Raw genomic sequence first — 19,705 nt, 5'->3', positions numbered from 1 at the left:
CATTTTCGCCGCCAAATGTGGCAGGGGACTGCGAAATGCCGCAAACAGCAGTTCATTTGACAATCATGGCCGCTACCCAGGATCCCGATATCCCTCTTGCCTCCGGAACTCCTGCGTCCGGACCGGCGATCATCCTGGTCGAGCCGCAGCTCGGCGAGAATATCGGAATGGTCGCGCGCGCCATGGCCAATTTCGGCCTTGCCGAGCTGCGGCTCGTCAATCCGCGCGACGGCTGGCCAAGCGAGAAGGCGCGTGCCGCCGCAAGCCGCGCTGACCACGTCATCGATGCCGTCACGGTGTTCGGCGACCTGGCCTCGGCGGTTGCCGATTTGAACTTCGTCTTCGCCACCACGGCGCGCGCACGCGACAATTTCAAGCCGGTGCGCGGTCCGGTCGAGGCGGGCAGGGCGCTGCGGGCGCGGCAGCGGGCCGGCCAGCGCACCGGCATCCTGTTCGGCCGCGAGCGCTTCGGCCTCTATAATGACGAGGTCGGCCTTGCCGACGAGATCGTCACCTTCCCCGTCGATCCAGCCTTCTCCTCGCTCAACATCGCCCAGGCGGCCCTGCTGATGTCCTATGAATGGATGAAGTCCGGCCTGGAAGACGAGACCAGGACCAACTTCTCCGGCCCCGAAATGCCGCCGGCTGCCAAGGAAGAATTGCACGGCCTGTTTGCGTATCTGGAAGGTGCACTCGAGGCGCGCGGCTATTTCCGCCCGGCAGCGAAGAAGCCGAAGATGGTCGACAATTTGCGCGCCGTGCTGACCCGCCCCGGTTTTGCCGAGCCGGAGCTCAAGGTGCTGCGCGGTATAATATCATCGCTGGACAGGTTTTCGCCGGCCATGCCGCGCGGCGACGGATCGCCCGGCGACGACCCCAGGCGGCTCCCGGCGGCCGCAGCACGCGCTGCGAGGGCGAAAGACAAAGACTAGCCTCGGAACTTCCCATACCTCACCAGTAACCGAATTTTATTTGGTTTGATCCATGGTTTTCAAAACGATGGATCCTCGGATGTTTAGCTCAAATATCGGTCGTCTTCGCTTTTTCTTCTATTCCGTGGCTCTGCTGGTTGCGGAAATCGTGACCTTTGTGCTGTGCGTCTTGTGGACCATCGGCATCGAGGGCTTGGCCAATTCGCAACCTGGTCCTTCCAGGGAAGGACTGGCCGCGGCCGTTCTCGTCGCCTCGCTGGTGATCGTTCTATTCCGCGCGAATTTCGCCTGGCGTCGAAGCCGCGACGCGCAAGGGTCGGGTTGGATCCTTTGGTCGTATATCGTGTTCTCGACGCTGTTCGCGATCCTGCAGGCCGGCACTGTTCTTGTCGTAAATTTCGACGGCGAAGATTCGCATTCCGGCCTTAACCTGCTGGGATTAGCTCTTGTCGGGCTGTGGGCCGTCATCTTGGCGGCCAGGCCGGCGGGCGGTGGCTCTTCCGATATGGCGTCATCCCTGAGTTTCGACGATTTCGACCCGCCCGGGCCGCTGCGCGGCACCGCGGCGCTCCATTCAGCGTCGGCCGCCGGCGTGACCGCCCAGGCTCCGCCCTACGCCATGCGGGCCGCACCGGTGCCGTCGAGCCACCCTGCATCTCAACCTGTATCTCCGGCAACCGGCCGGCCGCGGGCAGGCGGCTTCGGCAAGCGCGGCCTTGTGTGAGCGGCTGCCGCATCAAGGCCACGATGGCTCCACATAGAAGCATCCGGGATAATGCATTATTGGCCGAAGCAAAATGCATGGGCCGGCCTTCTCTCGTGATCTCGTTTGTGATTCCCCAGCCTTCAGTGATTCCCAGCCCTTAGTGATTCAATGACAATGACCGATCCATCGAGCGCCCGTCCGATCCTGATGTTCGATTCCGGCATTGGCGGCCTCACCGTGCTGCGTGAGGCGCGCGTCCTGATGCCTGACCGCCGCTTCATCTATGTCGCCGACGACGCGGCGTTCCCCTTCGGCGCCTGGGAGGAGCCGGCGCTGAGAACACATATCCTGGAGTTGTTCGCCAGGCTGCTCGACCGGTTTTCGCCGGCCATTTCGGTCATCGCCTGCAACACCGCCTCGACACTGGTCATCGATGCCTTGCGCGAGAGGTTTCCCGGCCACCCTTTCGTCGGCACCGTGCCGGCCATCAAGCCGGCGGCGGAACGCACGCGCTCAGGTCTGGTTTCGGTGCTGGCGACGCCCGGCACCGTCAAGCGCCAGTACACGCGCGATCTGATCAGCAAATGGGCGCAGAAATGCCACGTCCGCCTGGTCGGCAGCGACAGGCTGGCTGGATTGGCCGAAGCCTATATGCGCGACGGTTTTGTCGACGAGGACGCCGTGCGCGCCGAGATCGCGCCGTGCTTCGTCGAGCATGACGGGTTGCGCACAGACATCGTCGTGCTTGCCTGCACCCATTATCCTTTTTTGGCCAACCGCATGCGCAAGACAGCACCTTGGCCGGTCGACTGGTTGGACCCGGCCGAGGCTATCGCACGCCGGGCGCTTTCGCTGCTGGCGGACACCGAGGCCGGTTATCGCAGAGAGGCGCTGCCGGAAGGCGCCGACCTTGCATTCTTCACCTCGAACAGCGCCGATTTTCCGACGCGCCGGCTGATGCAGGGATTTGGCCTGGCGATATCCTGACCGCAGGCAATTGTCGCTTTGGGAACATCGCACCAGACAATGCGTTTTCCTCTCATTGGAAACGGGAGAAACCATCATGCCAGCCACCTCAAAAGCCCAGCAGAAAGCGGCCGGCGCGGCATTGTCAGCCAAGCGCGGCGAGACCAAGAAGGGCGCGCTCAAAGGCGCGTCGAAGGGAATGTATAAATCCATGAGCGAAAAACAGCTCGAGGAATTCGCCGAGACCAAGCGCAAGGGCCTGCCGGAAAAGAAGTCGAAACACTGATCGACTGACCATTCTGGCGATGCCGGTCAACAAAAGGCCCGCGGCTGAGCCGCGGGCCCTGAAGTCTCAACGGGCGAGGGCGAAAATTACCAGTTCCAGCCCCAACCGCAGCGCCGCACTTTGTAGCGGATGACCTTGCGATGACCGTGGCGCCATACCACTTTCTTCTTGACCACGATGCGGCAGACCTGGTGATGCCTGTGCCCATGCCAATGCCGGGCCTGCGCCGGCTCGGGCGCGACCGCCATCGTGCCGGCCATCACCGCGGCACCTACCAACGTAAGGAAGAACTTCTTCATGCGAATTTCAGCTCCTCTGACTTCAGTCGCTTCCTGATGCCGCTGGCGCAACCTCCCGCCACATCCGGCACGTTCTACAACCATAACACTACCCGCTTCGGCGATTCGCGCCAGCCAGAAGCTTGACAGCGGTTAAATCTCCGTTTAACCAGCCCACCAACACCGGGCCGCAATGCCCGGTGGTTTTCTTTATGTGTGCAAGGCGTTTGGGAAGCCGGTTTTACTTTCCCTATGTCTTGTTTGAAATGACGTGTCCCGTGGGTTTTCCGTCGCGTTGCGTGGAAAACCCTGTCAGGTCTCGAAAACGGAGGCCAGAGGAGGGCGCGTTTCCTTCACCCGGACCATGAGGTTCCGGGTGTGTTGTTTTGAAAGGGAATGCGATGAGCAAGCGCGAATCCGCGAAGTACAAGATCGACCGCCGTCTCGGCGAAAACATCTGGGGCCGCCCGAAGTCCCCGGTCAACAAGCGTGAATACGGCCCCGGCCAGCATGGCCAGCGCCGCAAGGGCAAGCTTTCCGATTTCGGCCTGCAGCTGCGCGCCAAGCAGAAGCTGAAGGGCCACTATGGCGACGTTTCGGAGAAGCAGTTCCGCAAGGTCTATGAAGAGGCGGACCGCCGCAAGGGCGACACCTCGGAGAACCTGATCGGCCTGCTCGAATCGCGTCTCGACGCGGTCGTCTACCGCGCCAAGTTCGTGCCGACAATCTTTGCGGCGCGCCAGTTCGTCAATCACGGCCACGTCAATGTCAACGGCAAGCGCGTCAACATCGGCTCGTACCGCTGCAAGCCGGGCGACATCATCGAAGTGCGCGAGAAGTCGAAGCAGCTGGTGATCGTCCTCGAATCGGTGGGCCTGGCCGAACGCGATGTCCCGGATTACATCGAAGCCGACCACAACAAGATGACCGCGAGCTTCACGCGCATCCCCAGCCTGGCCGACGTTCCGTTCGCCGTACAGATGGAACCGAACCTGGTCGTCGAATTCTATTCGCGCTGATCGATTTCTTCGTCTGCGACACCATCGAAGGCCGCCCGTCGAGGCGGCCTTTTCTTTTAGGCATCCGAAAATCGATTTCGATTTTCAGGCCGATGCGCTACTCCGGGCGGCAACAAGGATTTTGGGGCCGACGCGCCATGAACATGCTGCCAGAAACACTCGAACCGGTTGCCGATGCCGAAGGCGGCTTTCATCCGCTGTTTGCCGATGTGCCGTCTTCTGTCGAGTTCAACAAGCTGCGCAAGCGGCTGCTGCGGCTTACCCGTCAGGCGATCGACGATTTCGCGATGGCAAGGCCCGGCGCTCGCTGGCTGGTGGCGCTGTCGGGCGGCAAGGATTCCTACGGCCTGCTTGCTCTGCTGCTCGATCTCAAATGGCGCGGCCTGCTGCCGGTCGAGTTGCTGGCCTGCAATCTCGACCAGGGTCAGCCGAACTTCCCCAAACACATCCTGCCCGACTATCTCGACAGCCATGGCATCCCGCACCGCATCGAATATCAGGACACCTATTCGGTGGTCACCGACAAGCTCCCCGAGGGCAGCACCTATTGTTCGCTCTGCTCGCGGCTGAGGCGCGGCCATCTCTACCGCATCGCGCGGGAGGAGGGCTGTTCGGCCCTGGTGCTCGGCCACCACCGCGAGGATATCCTCGAAACCTTCTTCATGAACCTGTTCCATGGCGGACGCCTCGCCGCCATGCCGCCAAAGCTCATCAACGACGAGGGCGACGTCATGGTGCTCAGGCCGCTCGCCTATTGCGCCGAGGTCGATCTCGAAAAATTCGCCGGCGCCATGAGGTTCCCGATCATCCCCTGCGATCTCTGCGGCAGCCAGGAAGGCCTGCAGCGCAATGCCATGAAGGCGATGCTCGACGATCTGGAAAAGCGCATGCCCGGCCGCAAGGACACGATGATCCGCGCCATGGCCAATGTGAGGCCCTCGCATCTGCTCGACCGCAAACTCTTCGATTTTACCGCCCTCAACGACACCCTCACCGCAAGGCAAGCCGATGACATTTGACGATACCGCGATCGACTGGCTCGCTGAACTTCTGTCCGACGTCGCCAAGGCCGAGATCATGCCGCGTTTTCGCCGGCTGAACGAGGGCGACATTCGCCAGAAGACTTCGGTCGCCGATTTGGTGACGGAGGCCGACGTCAACGCCGAGCGACTGATCACCGTCAAGCTGCGCGAACGTTACCCCCAGGCGATGATCGTTGGCGAGGAGGCGTGCTCCGACAATCCGGCGCTGCTTGAGGGCCTCGGCGATGCCGATCTCGCCTTCGTCATCGATCCGGTCGACGGCACCTTCAACTTCGCCTCCGGCGTGCCGCTGTTTGGCGTCATGCTTGGCGTCGTGGTCAAGGGCGAGACGGTCGCCGGCATCATTCACGATCCCGTCGGCAAGGATTGGCTGATCGGCGTTAGTGGCGCCGGCAGCCATATCCGCCATGCCCATGGCAATCTGGAAAAGGTTCATGTCGCCAAACCGGCGCCGATATCGGAAATGACCGGTGCGGTCTCATGGCACTATGTGCCCGAGCCGGACCGCTCACGTTTGGCGCGCAACCAGACCAAGTCGCTATCGCAGTTCAATTATCGCTGCGCCGCCCACGAATACCGCCTGCTCGCCAGCGGCCACGGCCATTTCGTCGTCTACAACAAGCTGATGCCTTGGGATCACCTGGCTGGCGTGCTAATCCATGCGGAGGCCGGCGGCCATGCCGCGCGCTTCGACGGCAGCGCCTATCTGCCGTCGCATGTCGGAGGTGGCCTACTGGTCGCGCCGGACCGGGAAAGCTGGCGGGAGCTGCGCCGCGAGCTCTGGGCCGAATAATTCTTCGCTGCCAAACTTGTCCAATCTTGTGCGAAACCGGAGACCTCGAATGAAACCTCGGTCCGCAATTGTTGCAACGGCCTTTGCGCTTGTCCTGGTTGCCGGTGTCAATGAAACAAGATCTGGGGAACGCGCATGTCGCAGCCCCGACTCCGTCGACACCATAGACGAGATGTTCTCCGCGATCTTCGCCTGCTGGGAGCCGCCGCCCGGAACCGCGGGCATGACCCTGACGCTGCAGTTCTCAATTCGCCGAAACGGCACGCTTATTGGCAAACCGCGCGCCACTTACTCCCATCTAGGGGACGACGGTCCGCTCAACCGGGCCTTCGTGGCTTCCGTCCTCGAGGCGCTCGACAAAGCTCTCCCGCTGCCCGTTTCGGACAGCATGGGTGGAGCAATCGCAGGACGTACGCTGTTCCCTCGCTTCAAAGCGGTCAGTGAGGGCGCATCCTAGGCGCCCGGCAATGTGCATTAGACCGGCGGGTTATGCGGCTGGAATAGTCTGCCGCGCTCGGCCAGGAGGATCATCAGCAGCGCTGACACTGACACGCTACAGAACCCGGCGGCCAGCGGCGTCACCGTGCCGTTGAAGGCTTGGCCGATCAGCGTGCCGAGAATGCCGCCAAGAAATGTCTGCATGAACCCAAGGATCGATGACGCAGTGCCGGCCAGGTGCCCCAGCGGCTCCATGGCGAGCGCGTTGAAGTTCGCGCCGAGCGCGCCGAACGGGACCATGGCGCAGGCAAAGAAGGTAATGAAGAGCCAGAGCGGCATCTTCATTTCGATGGAAACGACCAGCCAGGCAAGGCTGATGGCCAGAAACAGCAGCAGCGCGCTTTGCGACAGGCGGCGCATGCCGATACGGCCGACGAGGCGCGCGTTGAGGTAGTTCGAAAAAGCAAGCACGCCCGCAACCCCCGCGAAGATGACCGGGAACATCTCGCCGACATCGAACACGCTGACATAGATCTGCTGGGCCGAGGCGATGAAGCCGAACATGGCGCCGAAGATGAAGGTGCTGGCGAAGGCGTAGCAGAGCGCGATGCGGTTGGTGAGAACGATGCGGAAGCCGCCGATGATGGAGGACAGCGTCAGCGGCCGGCGATATTCGGGGTGTAGCGTCTCGGGCAGGCGGAGCAGCGACCAGGCGGACACGATCAGTGCGCCGGCTGCCATGGTGACGAAGATCACGTGCCAGGTCGCAAACAGCATGATGAACTGGCCGATACCGGGCGCCACCACCGGGATGGCCATGAACACCATGAAGATCAGGGACATGACTTCGGCCATACGCCTTCCGTCGAACGTATCGCGCACGATCGAGACGGCAATGACGCGCGTCGCCGCCGCGCCGATGCCTTGCACGGCCCGGCATAGCAGAAGCGTGGCGAATGACGGGGCGATTGCCGCAGCGCCGGCCGCCACGACGTAGATCACCAGCCCTGCGACAAGAGGCGCGCGGCGCCCGAAGCGGTCCGAGATCGGCCCGAAGAACAGCTGTCCGCCGCCAAAGCCAAGGATATAGGCGGTGACCACATATTGCCGGTGGTTTTCATTTTCGACGCCAAGCGAGGCGCCGATCTGCTGCAGTGCCGGCAGCATGATATCGATGGCCAGCGAATTGAGCGCCATCAGCGCCGCGCACAGCGCAATGAATTCCCAGCGCGGAATAGGCAAGGTGCTTGCCTTTTGCTGCGCTTGTGCTTGCTGATCCACGGCCAGTCCGATCCTCAAACGAAAATGCGTCGGCTGACCGACGCATCCATTCGTTGATTGCCCCGACAGCGGGCAGAACTTTTTGCCAAGGTGCCCGGCGCTTAGGGTAAGACCCCGAAAATCGCAGTCGATCTTCGGAAGCTCATACGCAGAAACAGAAGTCAGGCGGCGCCTTTGACGCTGACACCCTTTTCGACGAGGAAGGTCTGCAATTCGCCTGCCTGGAACATCTCGCGGATGATGTCGCAGCCGCCGACGAACTCGCCCTTGACGTAGAGCTGCGGGATCGTCGGCCAGTTGGAGTAGTCCTTGATGCCTTGCCGCAGTTCGGCCGACGTCAGCACGTCGACGCCTTTATAGTCAGCGCCGATATAGTCGAGGATCTGCACGACCTGGCCGGAAAATCCGCATTGCGGGAAGCCGGGCGTGCCCTTCATGAAGAGAACGACGTCGTTGCCCTTCACTTCATTGTCGATGTAGTCGTTGATGCCGCTCATGGAAAACCCTTTCATGCCTGTGGGAGTCAGGCTCGAACATTACCCTTCAAATAAACCCATGGGTTGCGCGAAACAAGATGTTTGCCGCCTTGCCATGCAAATGGCGCAAAGGAACGTCCGATCTTGGGCCAAGCCGTTGGCCACCATCTTCCCCGAGGCGCGATGAAAAGACGATATCCCGCCGGGTTCCTCCTCGCCGTTCTGGTCGCCGCATTGATCTTGATCTGGTGGGCCAAGTCGCCGAGAGAGCCACCGCTGGTCGTCGGCGGTGAATTGCCGGCGCCGTGCCGCGATGCGAGCTTCGAGGCGGTCGCCTATGTCATCTGCGAGATCGATCTGCGCCGCTATGACGTCGCTGTGTTCCACACAGGCCTCGATGGCAAGGCTTTCGGTTCACTGGACAAATTCGACAAGGCGATGGCGGATCAGGGCCGGACGGTGCTGCTCGCCATGAACGCCGGCATGTATCACGAAGACCTGACTCCGGTCGGCCTTCTCGTCGAAGACGGCCGGGAGAAGGCGCCGATCAACGTCGCCGATAGCGAAGGCAATTTCTTCCTGAAACCGAACGGCGTGTTCCTGGTCCGCAAGGACGGCAAGGCGGCGGTCATGGAAACAAGCGCCTATGCCGCCGCCAGGCCGGACGTGATGTTCGCCACGCAATCCGGCCCGATGCTGGTGATCGACGGCCGGCTTCATCCCCGCTTCGAGCAGAACGGCACATCGCGCTATATCCGCAACGGCGTCGGGATGCGTGACGAAAACACCGTCGTGCTGGCGATCTCGCGCTCTGAAGTCAGCCTCGGCAGCTTCGCACGGCTATTTCGCGATGGGCTCGACTGCGCCAACGCGCTTTTCTTCGACGGCGTCGTTTCGGCGCTGTCGAACGGCGAGCGGATGATTGTTGGTGGAAACTATCCGGCCGGGCCGATCATTGCCGTTTCGGCGAAAAGGTGAGGGAGGGTTATTTGTGCGCACGCACGCATATGAATGCAGGCGCCAAACTCAGTTCGGCAAAATGCCTGGGGTCGACCATTTCCATCTCAGGCGCGGGAAGTGGTTCGACGAAGCGGTCGAGCGTCCAGCCCGTATCGGCAAGGCCATTGAGGATATCGCCGAGCGGTCTACGATAGGATTCAACATAGGGATTTGGTTCGCCAAAACCTCCCCAATGCATGCCCCAGCGATTCGTTTCAAAATAGGTTTCGTCCCGCGCGTGCGCGTGTCCTGCCAGTCGCGCATTGGATGGCTCATAGAGAACACCAGCCAGCCGCCCGGGCAGGAGACGCGATGAAACTCAGCGAATACCGGGCCCAGTTTTTCGACATAGTCGAGCGCCAACGAGCAAAGTATGCGATCGAAACTGCCATCCGCGAGCCAGTCGAGAGCCCTTTCGAGATTGCCAAGCCGCATATCGACATTGAGCCCAGCGCAGCGCTGACGTGCCAAAGCCAGCATTTCCGGCGTAATGTCGAAGGCACTTACCCGCGCACCTGAGCGAGCCAGCTTTTCCGAGCAGATACCGGAGCCGCAACCGGCGTCCAGTATGTTCAGACCCTTCACGTCGCCCAGCAACTCCAGCGAGGCCGGCCGTTCATAGAGGGCGTTGTGCGGCTTGATCGGCGCCAGCGCATCATAGCGCTCGGCAAAGGAAGCATAGGCACTCACTGCAACCGGATCGCTGTCGCCTTTGGCCATGACTTCCCGCTTGCGTAGAATTAGTCCGGCACGCTGGTCTGCAGGGCAAGCGCGTGCAGCACGCCGCCCATGTTGCCCTTCAGCGCGTCATAGACCATCTGGTGCTGCTGGACGCGGCTTTTGCCGCGAAAGCTTTCGGCCACAACCTCGGCCGCATAATGGTCGCCGTCGCCGGCCAGGTCGCGAATCGTCACCTTGGCGTCCGGAATGCCTTCCTTGATCAGCCGTTCGATGTCGTGGGCGTCCATTGCCATGCGAGGATTCCTTGTTCAGGTCGTGATCTCATAGATATGGTCGAAATGGCGTATGAACCACACCGAAAGGGCGCCACTCGATCACATCACGGATCCACGACCTCATTTGCCATGAAGCGAGGGAACCAGGATTCGTGGGCGGCGGTCAATTCGCTGACCGGTATCGCACGTGCCTCGCCCAGCTTCAATTCGCTGCCGCCGGTCGAGCCGATCCATGGTGCGAAGATGCCGAGCTTGCTTTGCTGTTCGCGAATGGCGTCCCACGCCTCGCTCTGCGGATCGATCGACAGCGTCAGGAGATAGCGGCCCTGATCCTCGCCGAACCAGACCGGGACCAGATCTGTACCGATCAGGCCGGGAATGGTCGCGCCGATGCCTGAGGCCATCGCCATCTCGGCCAGCGCCACCGCGATGCCGCCATCGGAAACGTCATGCGCCGCGGTAACGACGCCGGAGCCGATCAGCGCCCGCACATGGTCGCCGACCCGCTTCTCGTGGTCGAGATCGACCGGCGGCGGCGGGCCGTCGGCGCGGCCATGGATGTCGCGCATATAGGCGGACTGGCCAAGATGCGTGCCCCACATGGTCGGCGCGCCGACCAGCACGATCATCTGGCCTTCGGCGGCAAAGCCGATGCGCACCATTTTCGACCAGTCGGCAATCAGACCGACGCCGCCGATGGTTGGCGTGGGCAGGATGCCCTGTCCGTTGGTCTCATTGTAGAGCGAGACGTTGCCGGAGACGATCGGAAAGCCGAGCGCCCGGCAGGCATCGCCGATGCCTTTCACAGCGCCAACCAGCTGGCCCATGATCTCCGGCCGTTCCGGATTGCCGAAATTGAGGTTGTCGGTGGCAGCGAGCGGCAGAGCGCCAGTGGCTGTCAGATTGCGCCAGCATTCGGCCACCGCCTGCTTGCCGCCCTCGTAAGGGTCGGCTTCGCAATAGCGCGGTGTCACGTCGGAGGAGAAGGCGAGCGCCTTGGTCGGGTGGCCGTCGACGCGCACGACGCCGGCGTCGCCGCCGGGAAGCTGCAGGGAATTACCCTGGATCAGCGTGTCGTACTGCTCCCACACCCAGCGGCGCGAGGAAAGGTCCGGTCCGCCCAGCAGCTTGAGCAGTGCGTCGGCCACATCGGCTTGCGGTGCATCGCCAGCCAATGGCGCCGGCTTCTTCGGCTCGACCCAGGGACGGTCATATTCCGGCGCCTGGTCGCCGAGATCCTTGATCGGCAGGTTGGCGACCTCGTCGCCCTGGTGCAGCACGCGGAAGCGCAGATCGTCGGTGGTCTTGCCGACGATGGCAAAATCAAGGCCCCATTTGTGGAAGATCGCCTCGGCCTGTTTTTCCTTTTCGGGGCGCAGAACCATCAGCATGCGCTCCTGGCTCTCCGAAAGCATCATCTCATAGGCGCTCATACGCTCTTCACGCACCGGCACCTTGTCGAGATCGAGCTCGATGCCGAGGTCGCCCTTGGCGCCCATTTCTACGGCAGAGCATGTGAGGCCGGCGGCACCCATGTCCTGGATGGCGATAACGGCGCCGGACGCCATCAGTTCGAGGCAGGCTTCGAGCAGGCATTTTTCGGTGAACGGATCGCCAACCTGCACGGTGGGGCGCTTCTCGTCTATCTTGTCGTCGAATTCGGCCGAGGCCATGGTGGCGCCGCCGACACCGTCGCGCCCGGTCTTGGCGCCGAGATAGACGACCGGCAGGCCGACGCCCTTGGCCTCGGACAGAAAGATTGCGTCTGTCTTCGCGAGGCCCGCGGCAAACGCATTGACCAGGATATTGCCATTGTAGCGGGCGTCGAAATTGACCTCGCCGCCGACCGTCGGCACACCGAAGGAATTGCCGTAGCCACCGACCCCGGAAACGACGCCGGCAACGAGGTGCCTGGTTTTGGGATGGTCCGGCGCACCGAAGCGCAGCGCGTTCATCGCCGCGATCGGCCGCGCGCCCATGGTGAAGACATCGCGCAGGATGCCGCCGACGCCGGTCGCCGCTCCCTGATAAGGCTCGATGTAGGAGGGATGGTTATGGCTCTCCATCTTGAAGACGACGCAGTCGCCATCTCCGATGTCGACCACGCCGGCATTCTCGCCCGGGCCCTGGATGACTTGCGGCCCGGTGGTCGGCAGCGTGCGCAGCCACTTCTTCGAGGATTTATAGGAACAATGCTCGTTCCACATCGCGGAAAAAATACCGAGTTCGGTAAAGCTCGGTTCGCGCCCGACCAGGTCGAGGATGCGCTGGTACTCGTCGGGCTTCAGCCCGTGCGCGGCAATGAGTTCCGGAGTGATCGGCACGGAATTGGAAATGGTCATGGTCGGCAATTTGTGTCCTTGGGATCGAGTCCCGTCTTATCGCAAGCTTTGCAGCCGATACACCCCGTCCGATGACTAAAACAACGGAAAGCAACAGCTGGCCGCAAGTAGCGAAAGATCGCCACTCGACCCGCCGGTTTCAAGCCGGTTCAGGAAAAGCTGTCATAGCCGGCGCGGCCTTCGTCCAGAAGCCGCCGGATCACCGCGACGCCGTGCGCGATATCGCCCCGGTGTCGCGGCTGCGAGATGCCAAACCGCACGCCGTGAAAGGCCTGTTCGGAACGTCCCGCCTTGAACTCGTCCTCGTCGTCGATGAGCACGCCATGTTCGAGGCAAGCCTGTTTGAAAGTGCCGGAAAGCCATGGGTCCGGCAAAGTGAGCCAGACGAAGGGCACATTATCCAGCGCCTTGAAGTCGAATCCGTCGAGTGTCTCGCGCACGATCGCAATGCGCGCACCGATCTCGCCAATGCTGCGCTTGCGCATCTCGGCGGCCTGACCGGACAGCACCAGTCGGCTGCCCACCTCCGCCAGCAGGAAGGGCAGGCCGCCCGTCATCATCTTGTGGGCAACCCGGATGCGATGACGATAGGCCGGCGGGCAGGCGAGCCAACCGCCGCGAACACCCGCCGCGACCGATTTCGACAGGCCGCCGGCAACGATGGTCCGTTCGGGAGCATATTCGGCCAATAAAGGTGTCGGATCATCGGTCAGTCCGCCATAGAGATCGTCCTCGATCAGGACGACGTTGTATTGACGGGCGACTTGCGCGATTGCCTCGCGGCGCGAGGCCGACAGCGTTGTCAGCGTCGGATTTTTGGCCGTCGGCATCAAAAACATCATCTTCGGATGCTTTTGTGCACAGACGCGTTCGAAATCCTCGGGATCGATGCCCTCGTCGTCAGCCGCCACCAATGCGGTCCGGCGACCGATAAGGCCGGCGCTGCGGGAAATCTGCGAATAGGTGAGGTGCTCGAAGACGACATAGTCGCCTGGGGCGGTGAGCCCCGCAATGGTTGCCATCACCGCGGCGTGGGTGCCGAGCGTGGGTACGATCGCATCTGCGGCCGGGCGAAAGGAATTGCGTGACAGCCAGCGCCTGCCGGCTTCGAACCAGCGGTCCGGGAAATCACGAGTATAGCTTGAAATCTCATGCGGATGGTCTTGCGCCGTGCGTGTCAACACATCGGCGACGATGGCACCCTGGCCGACATCCGGTGCGGCCGTGCTATCGAAGCGCAGCTTGTCGCCGGGCTCATCCATATAGCGCGTGCCTTGTTCGACCGGCCCCAGGAACTCCGGCTTCGCGCTCTCCGACTGTTGAGCGAGAACATAGGTCCCGCGGCCGACCTCGCCGCTGACCAATCCCCGCTCGCGCAGCAGTTGATAGGCCCTGCCGACCGTGCCGACGGTCGTGCCGATGTCGTATGCCAGATCGCGCTGCGGCGGCAGCTTTGCCCCTGCACCGATCAGGCCGCGGTCGATGTCCGTCTCGATGGAATCGGCAAGCCGCTGATAGAGCGGGCCGGTGCCGGCGGTAAGGTCTGGAAGCCAAGTTGTCATGGTGACAATTTTGTACATTGCACCGATTTGGGAGTCAACACATATGAAGCAAGCCGTAAAAAACGGCACAATTGCAATCTTGGCAGAAAGAAAATGGGTACAATAGAGACAATCCGCTACGCGGCAGTTGAATTGACCGGAAGCCGCTCGTCGGGCCGGAGATCCTATGTTCGCCGGCTTGTGCAAGTGGTCACGTCATTCGTCCGATGGATCGACAGCCTGCTGGATCGCCGACGCAGTCGGCTAGTTCTGCTCGAGATGACCGACGCCCAGCTCAAGGATATCGGCATTTCGCGCTGCGATGCCCATCGTGAGGGTCTGAGGCCGTTCTGGGACTGAGCCGCCACGCTGGTCATCGCGGAGATGCGACCTCCTTCTTGCCTTCACAGGATTCCCACCTGCGACGCCTCCGATAAATAGGGGTATTGCTGAAAACAGCTATTTCACCTATTTTCCGGCGTGAAGGAGATTACCATGGCGAGTTTCACGCTCACAGATCTCGGCAATAAGTCTGGCGAGGTCGTCGAGGCTGCGTTCCGTGGTCCCGTCGACATCACCAAGCGCGGCAAGCGAAAGTTCGTGCTCCTCACGGCGGAGCAGTTTGACCGCATCACCGGCCGCAGCGCTCAGCGGGCACACCGCGTTGAGGATCTGTCGGCCGAGGAACGCGACGAGCTTCTGGCCGGCCTCGACGCAATTGCGCGAGATGATGTCCGGGATGACTGAGCTTGGTCACGGACAGATCATTCTCTACTCCTATCTGTGGGCAAGGGAATATGACCGCGGCGAGGAGAGCGGACGCAAGGCGCGGCCGGCTTGCGTCATGCTGATCGTTGCCGGTAAGAATGGCCGCAAGCAGGCGCTGCTCTTTCCGGTCACGAGTCAGCCGCCACGCCCTGACGCGTACTATGTCGAGGTTCCTGAGACGGAGGCCCGTCGCGCCACGCTCTATACGCCAGCCTGGGTTATCGTCGATGAGTTCAACACCGATGATCTCGCGACGAGCTGGGCGCTCGAGGATGCCAAGCCGCTTGGCCAATTCACGCGCAAGTTCATGTCACGGATCGCCGGTGAAGCTGCTGCGGCGATCCGTGCAGGCGCCGCGCGAACCGTGCCAAGACGCTAAAGGCAGCCAGGGCGGGAGAACGTCATCGCGGATGCATGCGTTCCGCCCTGATCCGCGTGACACCGTGGTCCACAAGCACCGCCACAATGCACAGCATCAGAAAAAGCCCGGTGATGGCCAGAGCTGAGACGGCGACGCTGGTCGCACCGTTCTTAGCGAGATCGAGGAACGGGTAGGGCACTTCACCGGCAATCGGCGCCCGCAGCAGCGCGTAGGCCAGGTAGGCGATCGGATAGATCATCCACCAGGAGATGTCGCGCCACCGCGTCGAGCCGTCAGCTCCCGCCACAAGCCACCACAGCACAAACAGCACCGGCGTCACATAGTGCAGAAGAACGTCGCAGAGCAGGAACAGCCCTTGCGGCTGCCAGAGCTGCGCCAGGACCGTTGCATAAACGATGAGAACCAGCGTTATGGCGACGGCTACGCCCGCTCGCATCCGTGGCCCGGCAAAGGCCGGAAACCAGGCGTAACCCGTCGATGACAGCAACGAGGCATGGACAAGCACCGCGCCGATGTTGGTCAGGATGGTGAAGAAGCTGAAATAGAAGACCAGCGAGCCGACAAAGCCGCGGCCGGCCGCCATTGATGCCGGGACGGTGATGCAGATCTGCAGGACGAGTCCGGCCAGGCCGATAACCAGACCGGTGATCTGCAGCAAGCGACCCACTGGGCTAGGCAGCAGCGCCGCAGGCCGGATTGCCCGCCTGCCAGCGGGCAATGTCCGAGCCGATGCGCGCGCCGAGCGGTTCCGCCATCAGCGGGCCGAACACGTCGACGCGGCTCGAATTGCCTTGCGCCTGCACGACCAGCAGCGGCTTTCCGCCATAATGCTTGGCCGGCACCAGCAGGAAGCGGGGCGTGCCGCTAAACGAATTCAGTTCGTTGGCCATCTGGTAAGATTTGAAGGCAGGGTCCTTGCTGGCGATCCAGCATTTGTGGGCAGCGATTGCCACCTGTTCCATGGCAAGCAGTGACGCGCTCTTGCCCGCCGGCGCCGGCGTGCTCTTCGGGCCTGACTGGCATGAGGCGAGTACAAGCCCGGCGACAGTAGCGACGGCGAGGCGCGTGGTCGTCAGTCTCATGTTCAAGCGGCGCCCATCTCGAGTTCGGACAGAAAGATCTTCAGACCGTCTGTCATCTCACCCCAGACGCGCGACAGCGCCGGATGCTGCAAGGCGATTTGCTCGTAGGCATCGAATTTCGGATAGGCGTCAAGCAGGTCGGGGCGGCCGATCGTTGTCCTGAAATTGTTGAAGATGAAGCGGGTCGGCGTCAGCCAGGCATCGGCGAAGGAGATGTCGTCGCCGAGCGCGAACGGGCCATGCGCCATGCGGGTCTCGATTGCAGCAAGCCCGTGATGCAATCGGGCGAACTGGGCCTTGATCTCCGCCTCATTGCGCTGCGGCACGAAATAGAGCTCGAACAGCTTCATCATCGGCGCGAGCACGTCGAGGTCGGTGATGCGGGCGAACATGCGCACCAGCGCCCGGTCTTTCGAATCCTTGGGCAGCAATGCAGGCTCGGGAAAGCGCTCCTCCAGATATTCGGCAATGACCACCGATTCGACGATCGTTTCGCCCGAGCCGGTGATCAGCACCGGAATCCGGTTGAGCGGCGAGATGGCACGAAAGGCTTCGGGGATGGGAAACCCCGGCGGTGGTGCAATGACCTTGAGCGGCACGTTCTTGATATAGGCCAGCGCCCGCACGATCGACGAATAGGGCGACAACGGCCGCGAATAGAGTTTCATGACCGTCGCTCCAGGAGGAAAATTGAAGGCATCAAGCGGCGATGCCCAGCGCGCTTTCGAACAGCGCCCGGCCGTCGCTGCCGCCATGCGCCGCTTCGATCAGGTTTTCCGGATGCGGCATCAGGCCGAGCACGTTACCGCGGCCGTTGACGATGCCGGCAATGTCGTTGATCGAGCCGTTGGGATTGGTGCCTTCGGCATAGCGGAACACCACCTGGCCTTCGCCCTCGAGGCGAGCCAGCGTTTCCACGTCGGCAAAATAATTGCCGTCATGATGCGCCACCGGCGCGCGGATGACCTGGCCCGGCTGATAGCGGCGGGTAAACATCGTGTTGGCATTAGCAATCTGCAGCTTGACTTGCCGGCAGACGAATTTCAGCGAGGTGTTGCGCATCAATGCGCCCGGCAGCAAGCCTGCCTCGACCAGGATCTGGAAACCGTTGCAGACGCCGATGACCGTGACGCCCCTGGCCGCCTTTTCGGCCACAGCCCGCATCACCGGCATGCGCGCGGCAATGGCACCGCAGCGCAGATAATCGCCAAAGGAAAAGCCGCCGGGAATGGCGATCAGGTCGACATCGGGAATTTCGGTGTCGGTCTGCCAGACGGTGACCGGCGGCGTGCCGGAAATCTTGGTCAGCGCCGCGATCATGTCGCGGTCGCGATTGAGGCCGGGGAGCAGAACGACGGCTGATTTCATTTTGGTTCGTAAGGCCTCTGGGCTTCGGCGAGTTCACGCAATTCTAGGCGGCGTCCGATATGTTCGAGGCGATCGTCCTGCCGCACCACCACGCCGTAAATATTCTTCACATCGCCCTCGGTAGCGATGAGATGACAACGGATTGAACCCAACTCGGACTTTGCCTCGCCAAGTGTCAAATCCATCCTGTCCACCCGCAACTGAATGGATTTGAGGACTTCAAAAATCAGGCTTCCATCGATCTCGGTCATCTACCCTCCGGCACAACCTCAGGTAATGGCCACACTATAATTCTCAATCACCGTATTCGCCAGAAGCTTGTCGCACATCGCCTTCAAGTCGGCCTCGGCCTTGGCCCTGTCGCCCTCGGCAAGCTCGACATCGAAAACCTTGCCTTGCCGCACCTGGCCGATGCCGCCGAAACCCATTGCGGACAGCGCATGCTCGATTGCCTTGCCTTGTGGGTCGAGCACGCCGTTCTTGAGGGTTACGGTAATGCGGGCCTTGATCACGCTGGACATGCTCCTGTTCATCTGTTGAGCGCGCAAGCCGTCAGTGCGGCTTGCCTTTGACCCCGTCGGTCGATGCGACCAGCACCGGCCCGGCCGGACGCGGCGGTTCGTTCTCGTTCATGATGCCGAGACGGCGGGCAACTTCCTGATAGGCTTCGACGAGCCCGCCCATGTCGCGGCGGAAGCGGTCCTTGTCGAGCTTGTCCTGCGTCGCCACGTCCCACAGCCGGCAGGAATCCGGCGAGATCTCGTCGGCGACGACGATGCGCATCATATCGCCTTCGAACAGGCGGCCGCATTCGATCTTGAAGTCGACGAGCTGGATGCCGACCCCCATGAACAGGCCGGAAAGGAAGTCGTTGACGCGAATGGCCAGCGCCATGACGTCGTCGATCTCCTGCGGGCTCGCCCAGCCGAAGGCGGTGATGTGCTCTTCCGATACCATCGGATCGTCGAGCGCATCGGCCTTGTAATAGAATTCGATGATCGAGCGCGGCAGCACGGTGCCTTCCTCGATGCCCAGGCGCTTGGCCAGCGAGCCGGCGGCGACGTTGCGCACCACCACTTCGAGCGGGATGATCTCGACTTCCTTGATCAGCTGCTCGCGCATGTTGAGCCGGCGGATGAAGTGGGTCGGAATGCCCATCCGGTTGAGATGATTGAAGATGTGCTCGGAAATGCGGTTGTTGAGCACGCCTTTGCCATCGACGATTTCATGCTTCTTCTTGTTGAAAGCGGTGGCGTCGTCCTTGAAGAACTGGATCAGCGTGCCAGGCTCCGGTCCCTCATAAAGGATCTTGGCCTTGCCTTCATAAATGCGGCGGCGATTTTTCATCTGATTTTTCTCTGGATTTGCGGGCAGGCGGCAAGCGACCAGTTCCTGTCCGTCTGCCTAAAATAAGATGGCGACGGTGGGGTTCAATGCCGGTGTCTATCCCAATCGCACTGTTTGCTCAATCGGCAAATCCTTTCAATCAACCGCTTTCGGGGACCGAAATGCCGCAGCGCAGCAACCAATGTAGCATATTGACCGGCCGGCGCCCTTTTGGTTTGTGCTCCGGCAACACATATTGGCGCAACGAATCGGATTTCACGGAGGGATGCCATGAGCAGCATGAAAGACCGCGAAGAGGGCTTTGAGCGCAAATTCGCATTCGACGAGGAACTTCGGTTCAAGGCCGCGGCACGCCGCAACAGAGCGCTTGGCCTGTGGGCTGCCGAAAAGCTCGGCAAGTCCGGCGCCGATGCCAACGCCTATGCCAGGGAGGTGGTCGTCAGCGACATCGAGGAAGCCGGCGATCACGACGTTTTCCGCAAGATACGCAAGGATTTCGATGCGGCCGGCATCGACCAGTCGGACCATCAGATCCGCCGCACCATGGATGAATTGATGGCGCAGGCGATCGAGCAGATCAAGAACACCTGATCCTTCCGCTCGTTCCGATCGCATTCTGGACCAATCGACCGCCCGGCCTAGCCGGGCGGTTTTTCTTTGCCTTTGCGGTCATTTCCGGCTGAATTGCTGCAAGCAAAGAGG

At 61.7% G+C, this 19,705-nt stretch carries 27 protein-coding genes; 13 read left to right on the top strand and 14 right to left on the bottom strand.

Annotated elements, in window-relative coordinates; translation table 11 throughout:
- The first annotated feature begins 65 nt into the window (after positions 1 to 65).
- The 4 genes from NKJ46_RS04905 to NKJ46_RS04890 all read left to right on the top strand — a co-directional run bounded on the left by NKJ46_RS04905 (position 66) and on the right by NKJ46_RS04890 (position 2,890).
- The gene (locus tag NKJ46_RS04905) at positions 66 to 932 is read left to right on the top strand and encodes an RNA methyltransferase (RefSeq protein WP_352663345.1); all 867 of its coding nucleotides are present in this window, start codon (positions 66 to 68) and stop codon (positions 930 to 932) included.
- A 79-nt stretch (positions 933 to 1,011) separates the two neighbouring features.
- Positions 1,012 to 1,656 carry a DUF805 domain-containing protein gene (locus NKJ46_RS04900; protein ID WP_352662579.1) on the top strand — a complete coding sequence of 215 codons (645 nt, stop codon included), beginning with the start codon at positions 1,012 to 1,014 and terminating at the stop codon, positions 1,654 to 1,656.
- Between the two features lie 156 nt (positions 1,657 to 1,812).
- Positions 1,813 to 2,625, top strand: coding sequence for a glutamate racemase (gene murI / locus NKJ46_RS04895; protein ID WP_352662576.1), 813 nt, complete (start codon positions 1,813 to 1,815; stop codon positions 2,623 to 2,625).
- Between the two features lie 76 nt (positions 2,626 to 2,701).
- The gene (locus NKJ46_RS04890; protein ID WP_023674705.1) at positions 2,702 to 2,890 is read left to right on the top strand and encodes a DUF3008 family protein; all 189 of its coding nucleotides are present in this window, start codon (positions 2,702 to 2,704) and stop codon (positions 2,888 to 2,890) included.
- A gap of 86 nt (positions 2,891 to 2,976) precedes the next feature.
- Here NKJ46_RS04890 and NKJ46_RS04885 read toward each other — a convergent pair whose 3' ends face one another.
- Positions 2,977 to 3,189: a hypothetical protein gene (locus NKJ46_RS04885; protein ID WP_023674706.1), complete on the bottom strand. Its 213-nt coding sequence runs from the start codon at positions 3,187 to 3,189 to the stop codon at positions 2,977 to 2,979.
- 380 nt (positions 3,190 to 3,569) lie between these two features.
- Here NKJ46_RS04885 and rpsD point away from each other — a divergent pair, with 380 nt between their 5' ends.
- The 4 genes from rpsD to NKJ46_RS34725 all read left to right on the top strand — a co-directional run bounded on the left by rpsD (position 3,570) and on the right by NKJ46_RS34725 (position 6,480).
- The gene (rpsD, locus tag NKJ46_RS04880; RefSeq protein WP_352662573.1) at positions 3,570 to 4,187 is read left to right on the top strand and encodes a 30S ribosomal protein S4; all 618 of its coding nucleotides are present in this window, start codon (positions 3,570 to 3,572) and stop codon (positions 4,185 to 4,187) included.
- A 137-nt stretch (positions 4,188 to 4,324) separates the two neighbouring features.
- Positions 4,325 to 5,206 (top strand): tRNA 2-thiocytidine(32) synthetase TtcA, encoded by an 882-nt coding sequence (ttcA, locus tag NKJ46_RS04875; protein ID WP_352662570.1) that lies wholly within the window; start codon positions 4,325 to 4,327, stop codon positions 5,204 to 5,206.
- On the top strand, positions 5,196 to 6,023 hold the full coding sequence (locus NKJ46_RS04870) for an inositol monophosphatase family protein (RefSeq protein ID WP_352662567.1): 828 nt from the start codon (positions 5,196 to 5,198) through the stop codon (positions 6,021 to 6,023). The genes ttcA and NKJ46_RS04870 overlap by 11 nt, the downstream gene beginning before the upstream one ends.
- On the top strand, positions 5,908 to 6,480 hold the full coding sequence (locus tag NKJ46_RS34725) for a UCP034077 family protein (RefSeq protein WP_502903358.1): 573 nt from the start codon (positions 5,908 to 5,910) through the stop codon (positions 6,478 to 6,480). The genes NKJ46_RS04870 and NKJ46_RS34725 overlap by 116 nt, the downstream gene beginning before the upstream one ends.
- 17 nt (positions 6,481 to 6,497) lie before the next feature.
- On the opposite strand, the gene NKJ46_RS04860 is transcribed toward NKJ46_RS34725, so the two are convergent.
- Both NKJ46_RS04860 and grxD read right to left on the bottom strand, forming a co-directional pair.
- Entirely contained in the window at positions 6,498 to 7,697 is a 1,200-nt protein-coding gene (locus NKJ46_RS04860; RefSeq protein WP_502903366.1) for a multidrug effflux MFS transporter, read from the bottom strand.
- A 206-nt stretch (positions 7,698 to 7,903) separates the two neighbouring features.
- Positions 7,904 to 8,239 carry a Grx4 family monothiol glutaredoxin gene (gene grxD / locus NKJ46_RS04855; protein WP_023674712.1) on the bottom strand — a complete coding sequence of 112 codons (336 nt, stop codon included), beginning with the start codon at positions 8,237 to 8,239 and terminating at the stop codon, positions 7,904 to 7,906.
- A 162-nt stretch (positions 8,240 to 8,401) separates the two neighbouring features.
- On the opposite strand from grxD, the gene NKJ46_RS04850 reads away from it, so the two are divergent.
- Complete coding sequence (locus NKJ46_RS04850; protein WP_352662559.1) at positions 8,402 to 9,196, top strand: phosphodiester glycosidase family protein; 795 nt, start codon at positions 8,402 to 8,404, stop codon at positions 9,194 to 9,196.
- A gap of 48 nt (positions 9,197 to 9,244) precedes the next feature.
- On the opposite strand, the gene NKJ46_RS04845 is transcribed toward NKJ46_RS04850, so the two are convergent.
- From NKJ46_RS04845 to NKJ46_RS04830, 4 genes are all read right to left on the bottom strand, one after another.
- Entirely contained in the window at positions 9,245 to 9,937 is a 693-nt protein-coding gene (locus NKJ46_RS04845) for a class I SAM-dependent methyltransferase (RefSeq protein WP_352662557.1), read from the bottom strand.
- A gap of 20 nt (positions 9,938 to 9,957) precedes the next feature.
- Positions 9,958 to 10,191 (bottom strand): BolA/IbaG family iron-sulfur metabolism protein, encoded by a 234-nt coding sequence (locus NKJ46_RS04840; protein ID WP_023674714.1) that lies wholly within the window; start codon positions 10,189 to 10,191, stop codon positions 9,958 to 9,960.
- A gap of 86 nt (positions 10,192 to 10,277) precedes the next feature.
- Positions 10,278 to 12,515: a phosphoribosylformylglycinamidine synthase subunit PurL gene (purL, locus tag NKJ46_RS04835; protein WP_352663343.1), complete on the bottom strand. Its 2,238-nt coding sequence runs from the start codon at positions 12,513 to 12,515 to the stop codon at positions 10,278 to 10,280.
- Positions 12,516 to 12,664: 149 nt separating this feature from the next.
- Positions 12,665 to 14,077 carry an aminotransferase-like domain-containing protein gene (locus tag NKJ46_RS04830; RefSeq protein ID WP_352662554.1) on the bottom strand — a complete coding sequence of 471 codons (1,413 nt, stop codon included), beginning with the start codon at positions 14,075 to 14,077 and terminating at the stop codon, positions 12,665 to 12,667.
- Between the two features lie 93 nt (positions 14,078 to 14,170).
- On the opposite strand from NKJ46_RS04830, the gene NKJ46_RS04825 reads away from it, so the two are divergent.
- The 3 genes from NKJ46_RS04825 (at position 14,171) to NKJ46_RS04815 (ending at position 15,203) form a co-directional block, all read left to right on the top strand.
- A complete protein-coding gene (locus NKJ46_RS04825) occupies positions 14,171 to 14,416 on the top strand; it encodes a DUF1127 domain-containing protein (RefSeq protein ID WP_352467262.1) in 246 nt (81 codons plus the stop codon).
- Between the two features lie 135 nt (positions 14,417 to 14,551).
- Positions 14,552 to 14,803, top strand: coding sequence for a type II toxin-antitoxin system prevent-host-death family antitoxin (locus tag NKJ46_RS04820; RefSeq protein WP_352662547.1), 252 nt, complete (start codon positions 14,552 to 14,554; stop codon positions 14,801 to 14,803).
- The gene (locus tag NKJ46_RS04815; protein ID WP_352662544.1) at positions 14,796 to 15,203 is read left to right on the top strand and encodes a hypothetical protein; all 408 of its coding nucleotides are present in this window, start codon (positions 14,796 to 14,798) and stop codon (positions 15,201 to 15,203) included. The genes NKJ46_RS04820 and NKJ46_RS04815 overlap by 8 nt, the downstream gene beginning before the upstream one ends.
- 22 nt (positions 15,204 to 15,225) lie before the next feature.
- Here the strand turns inward: NKJ46_RS04815 and NKJ46_RS04810 are convergent, their stop codons facing one another.
- The 7 genes from NKJ46_RS04810 to purC are packed head-to-tail and all read right to left on the bottom strand — an operon-like array spanning position 15,226 to position 19,003.
- Complete coding sequence (locus tag NKJ46_RS04810) at positions 15,226 to 15,873, bottom strand: Pr6Pr family membrane protein (protein WP_352662541.1); 648 nt, start codon at positions 15,871 to 15,873, stop codon at positions 15,226 to 15,228.
- Between the two features lie 4 nt (positions 15,874 to 15,877).
- Positions 15,878 to 16,288: a hypothetical protein gene (locus tag NKJ46_RS04805; RefSeq protein ID WP_352662538.1), complete on the bottom strand. Its 411-nt coding sequence runs from the start codon at positions 16,286 to 16,288 to the stop codon at positions 15,878 to 15,880.
- Positions 16,289 to 16,290: 2 nt separating this feature from the next.
- Positions 16,291 to 16,956 (bottom strand): glutathione S-transferase family protein, encoded by a 666-nt coding sequence (locus tag NKJ46_RS04800; RefSeq protein WP_352662535.1) that lies wholly within the window; start codon positions 16,954 to 16,956, stop codon positions 16,291 to 16,293.
- A gap of 31 nt (positions 16,957 to 16,987) precedes the next feature.
- Positions 16,988 to 17,656: a phosphoribosylformylglycinamidine synthase subunit PurQ gene (purQ, locus tag NKJ46_RS04795; RefSeq protein ID WP_352662532.1), complete on the bottom strand. Its 669-nt coding sequence runs from the start codon at positions 17,654 to 17,656 to the stop codon at positions 16,988 to 16,990.
- Positions 17,653 to 17,907 carry a hypothetical protein gene (locus tag NKJ46_RS04790; protein WP_352662529.1) on the bottom strand — a complete coding sequence of 85 codons (255 nt, stop codon included), beginning with the start codon at positions 17,905 to 17,907 and terminating at the stop codon, positions 17,653 to 17,655. The genes purQ and NKJ46_RS04790 overlap by 4 nt, the downstream gene beginning before the upstream one ends.
- Before the next feature lie 18 nt (positions 17,908 to 17,925).
- Positions 17,926 to 18,168: a phosphoribosylformylglycinamidine synthase subunit PurS gene (gene purS / locus NKJ46_RS04785; protein ID WP_352663341.1), complete on the bottom strand. Its 243-nt coding sequence runs from the start codon at positions 18,166 to 18,168 to the stop codon at positions 17,926 to 17,928.
- 40 nt (positions 18,169 to 18,208) lie between these two features.
- Positions 18,209 to 19,003, bottom strand: a complete 795-nt coding sequence (gene purC, locus NKJ46_RS04780; protein WP_023674725.1) for a phosphoribosylaminoimidazolesuccinocarboxamide synthase — start codon at positions 19,001 to 19,003, stop codon at positions 18,209 to 18,211.
- A 270-nt stretch (positions 19,004 to 19,273) separates the two neighbouring features.
- Here purC and NKJ46_RS04775 point away from each other — a divergent pair, with 270 nt between their 5' ends.
- The gene (locus tag NKJ46_RS04775; RefSeq protein WP_352662526.1) at positions 19,274 to 19,594 is read left to right on the top strand and encodes a DUF1476 domain-containing protein; all 321 of its coding nucleotides are present in this window, start codon (positions 19,274 to 19,276) and stop codon (positions 19,592 to 19,594) included.
- The last annotated feature ends 111 nt before the right edge of the window (positions 19,595 to 19,705 follow it).

The organism is Mesorhizobium sp. M0166, assembly GCF_040322255.1.
GTDB lineage: Bacteria > Pseudomonadota > Alphaproteobacteria > Rhizobiales > Rhizobiaceae > Mesorhizobium.
This window is presented reverse-complemented; position numbering and strand designations above follow the sequence as displayed.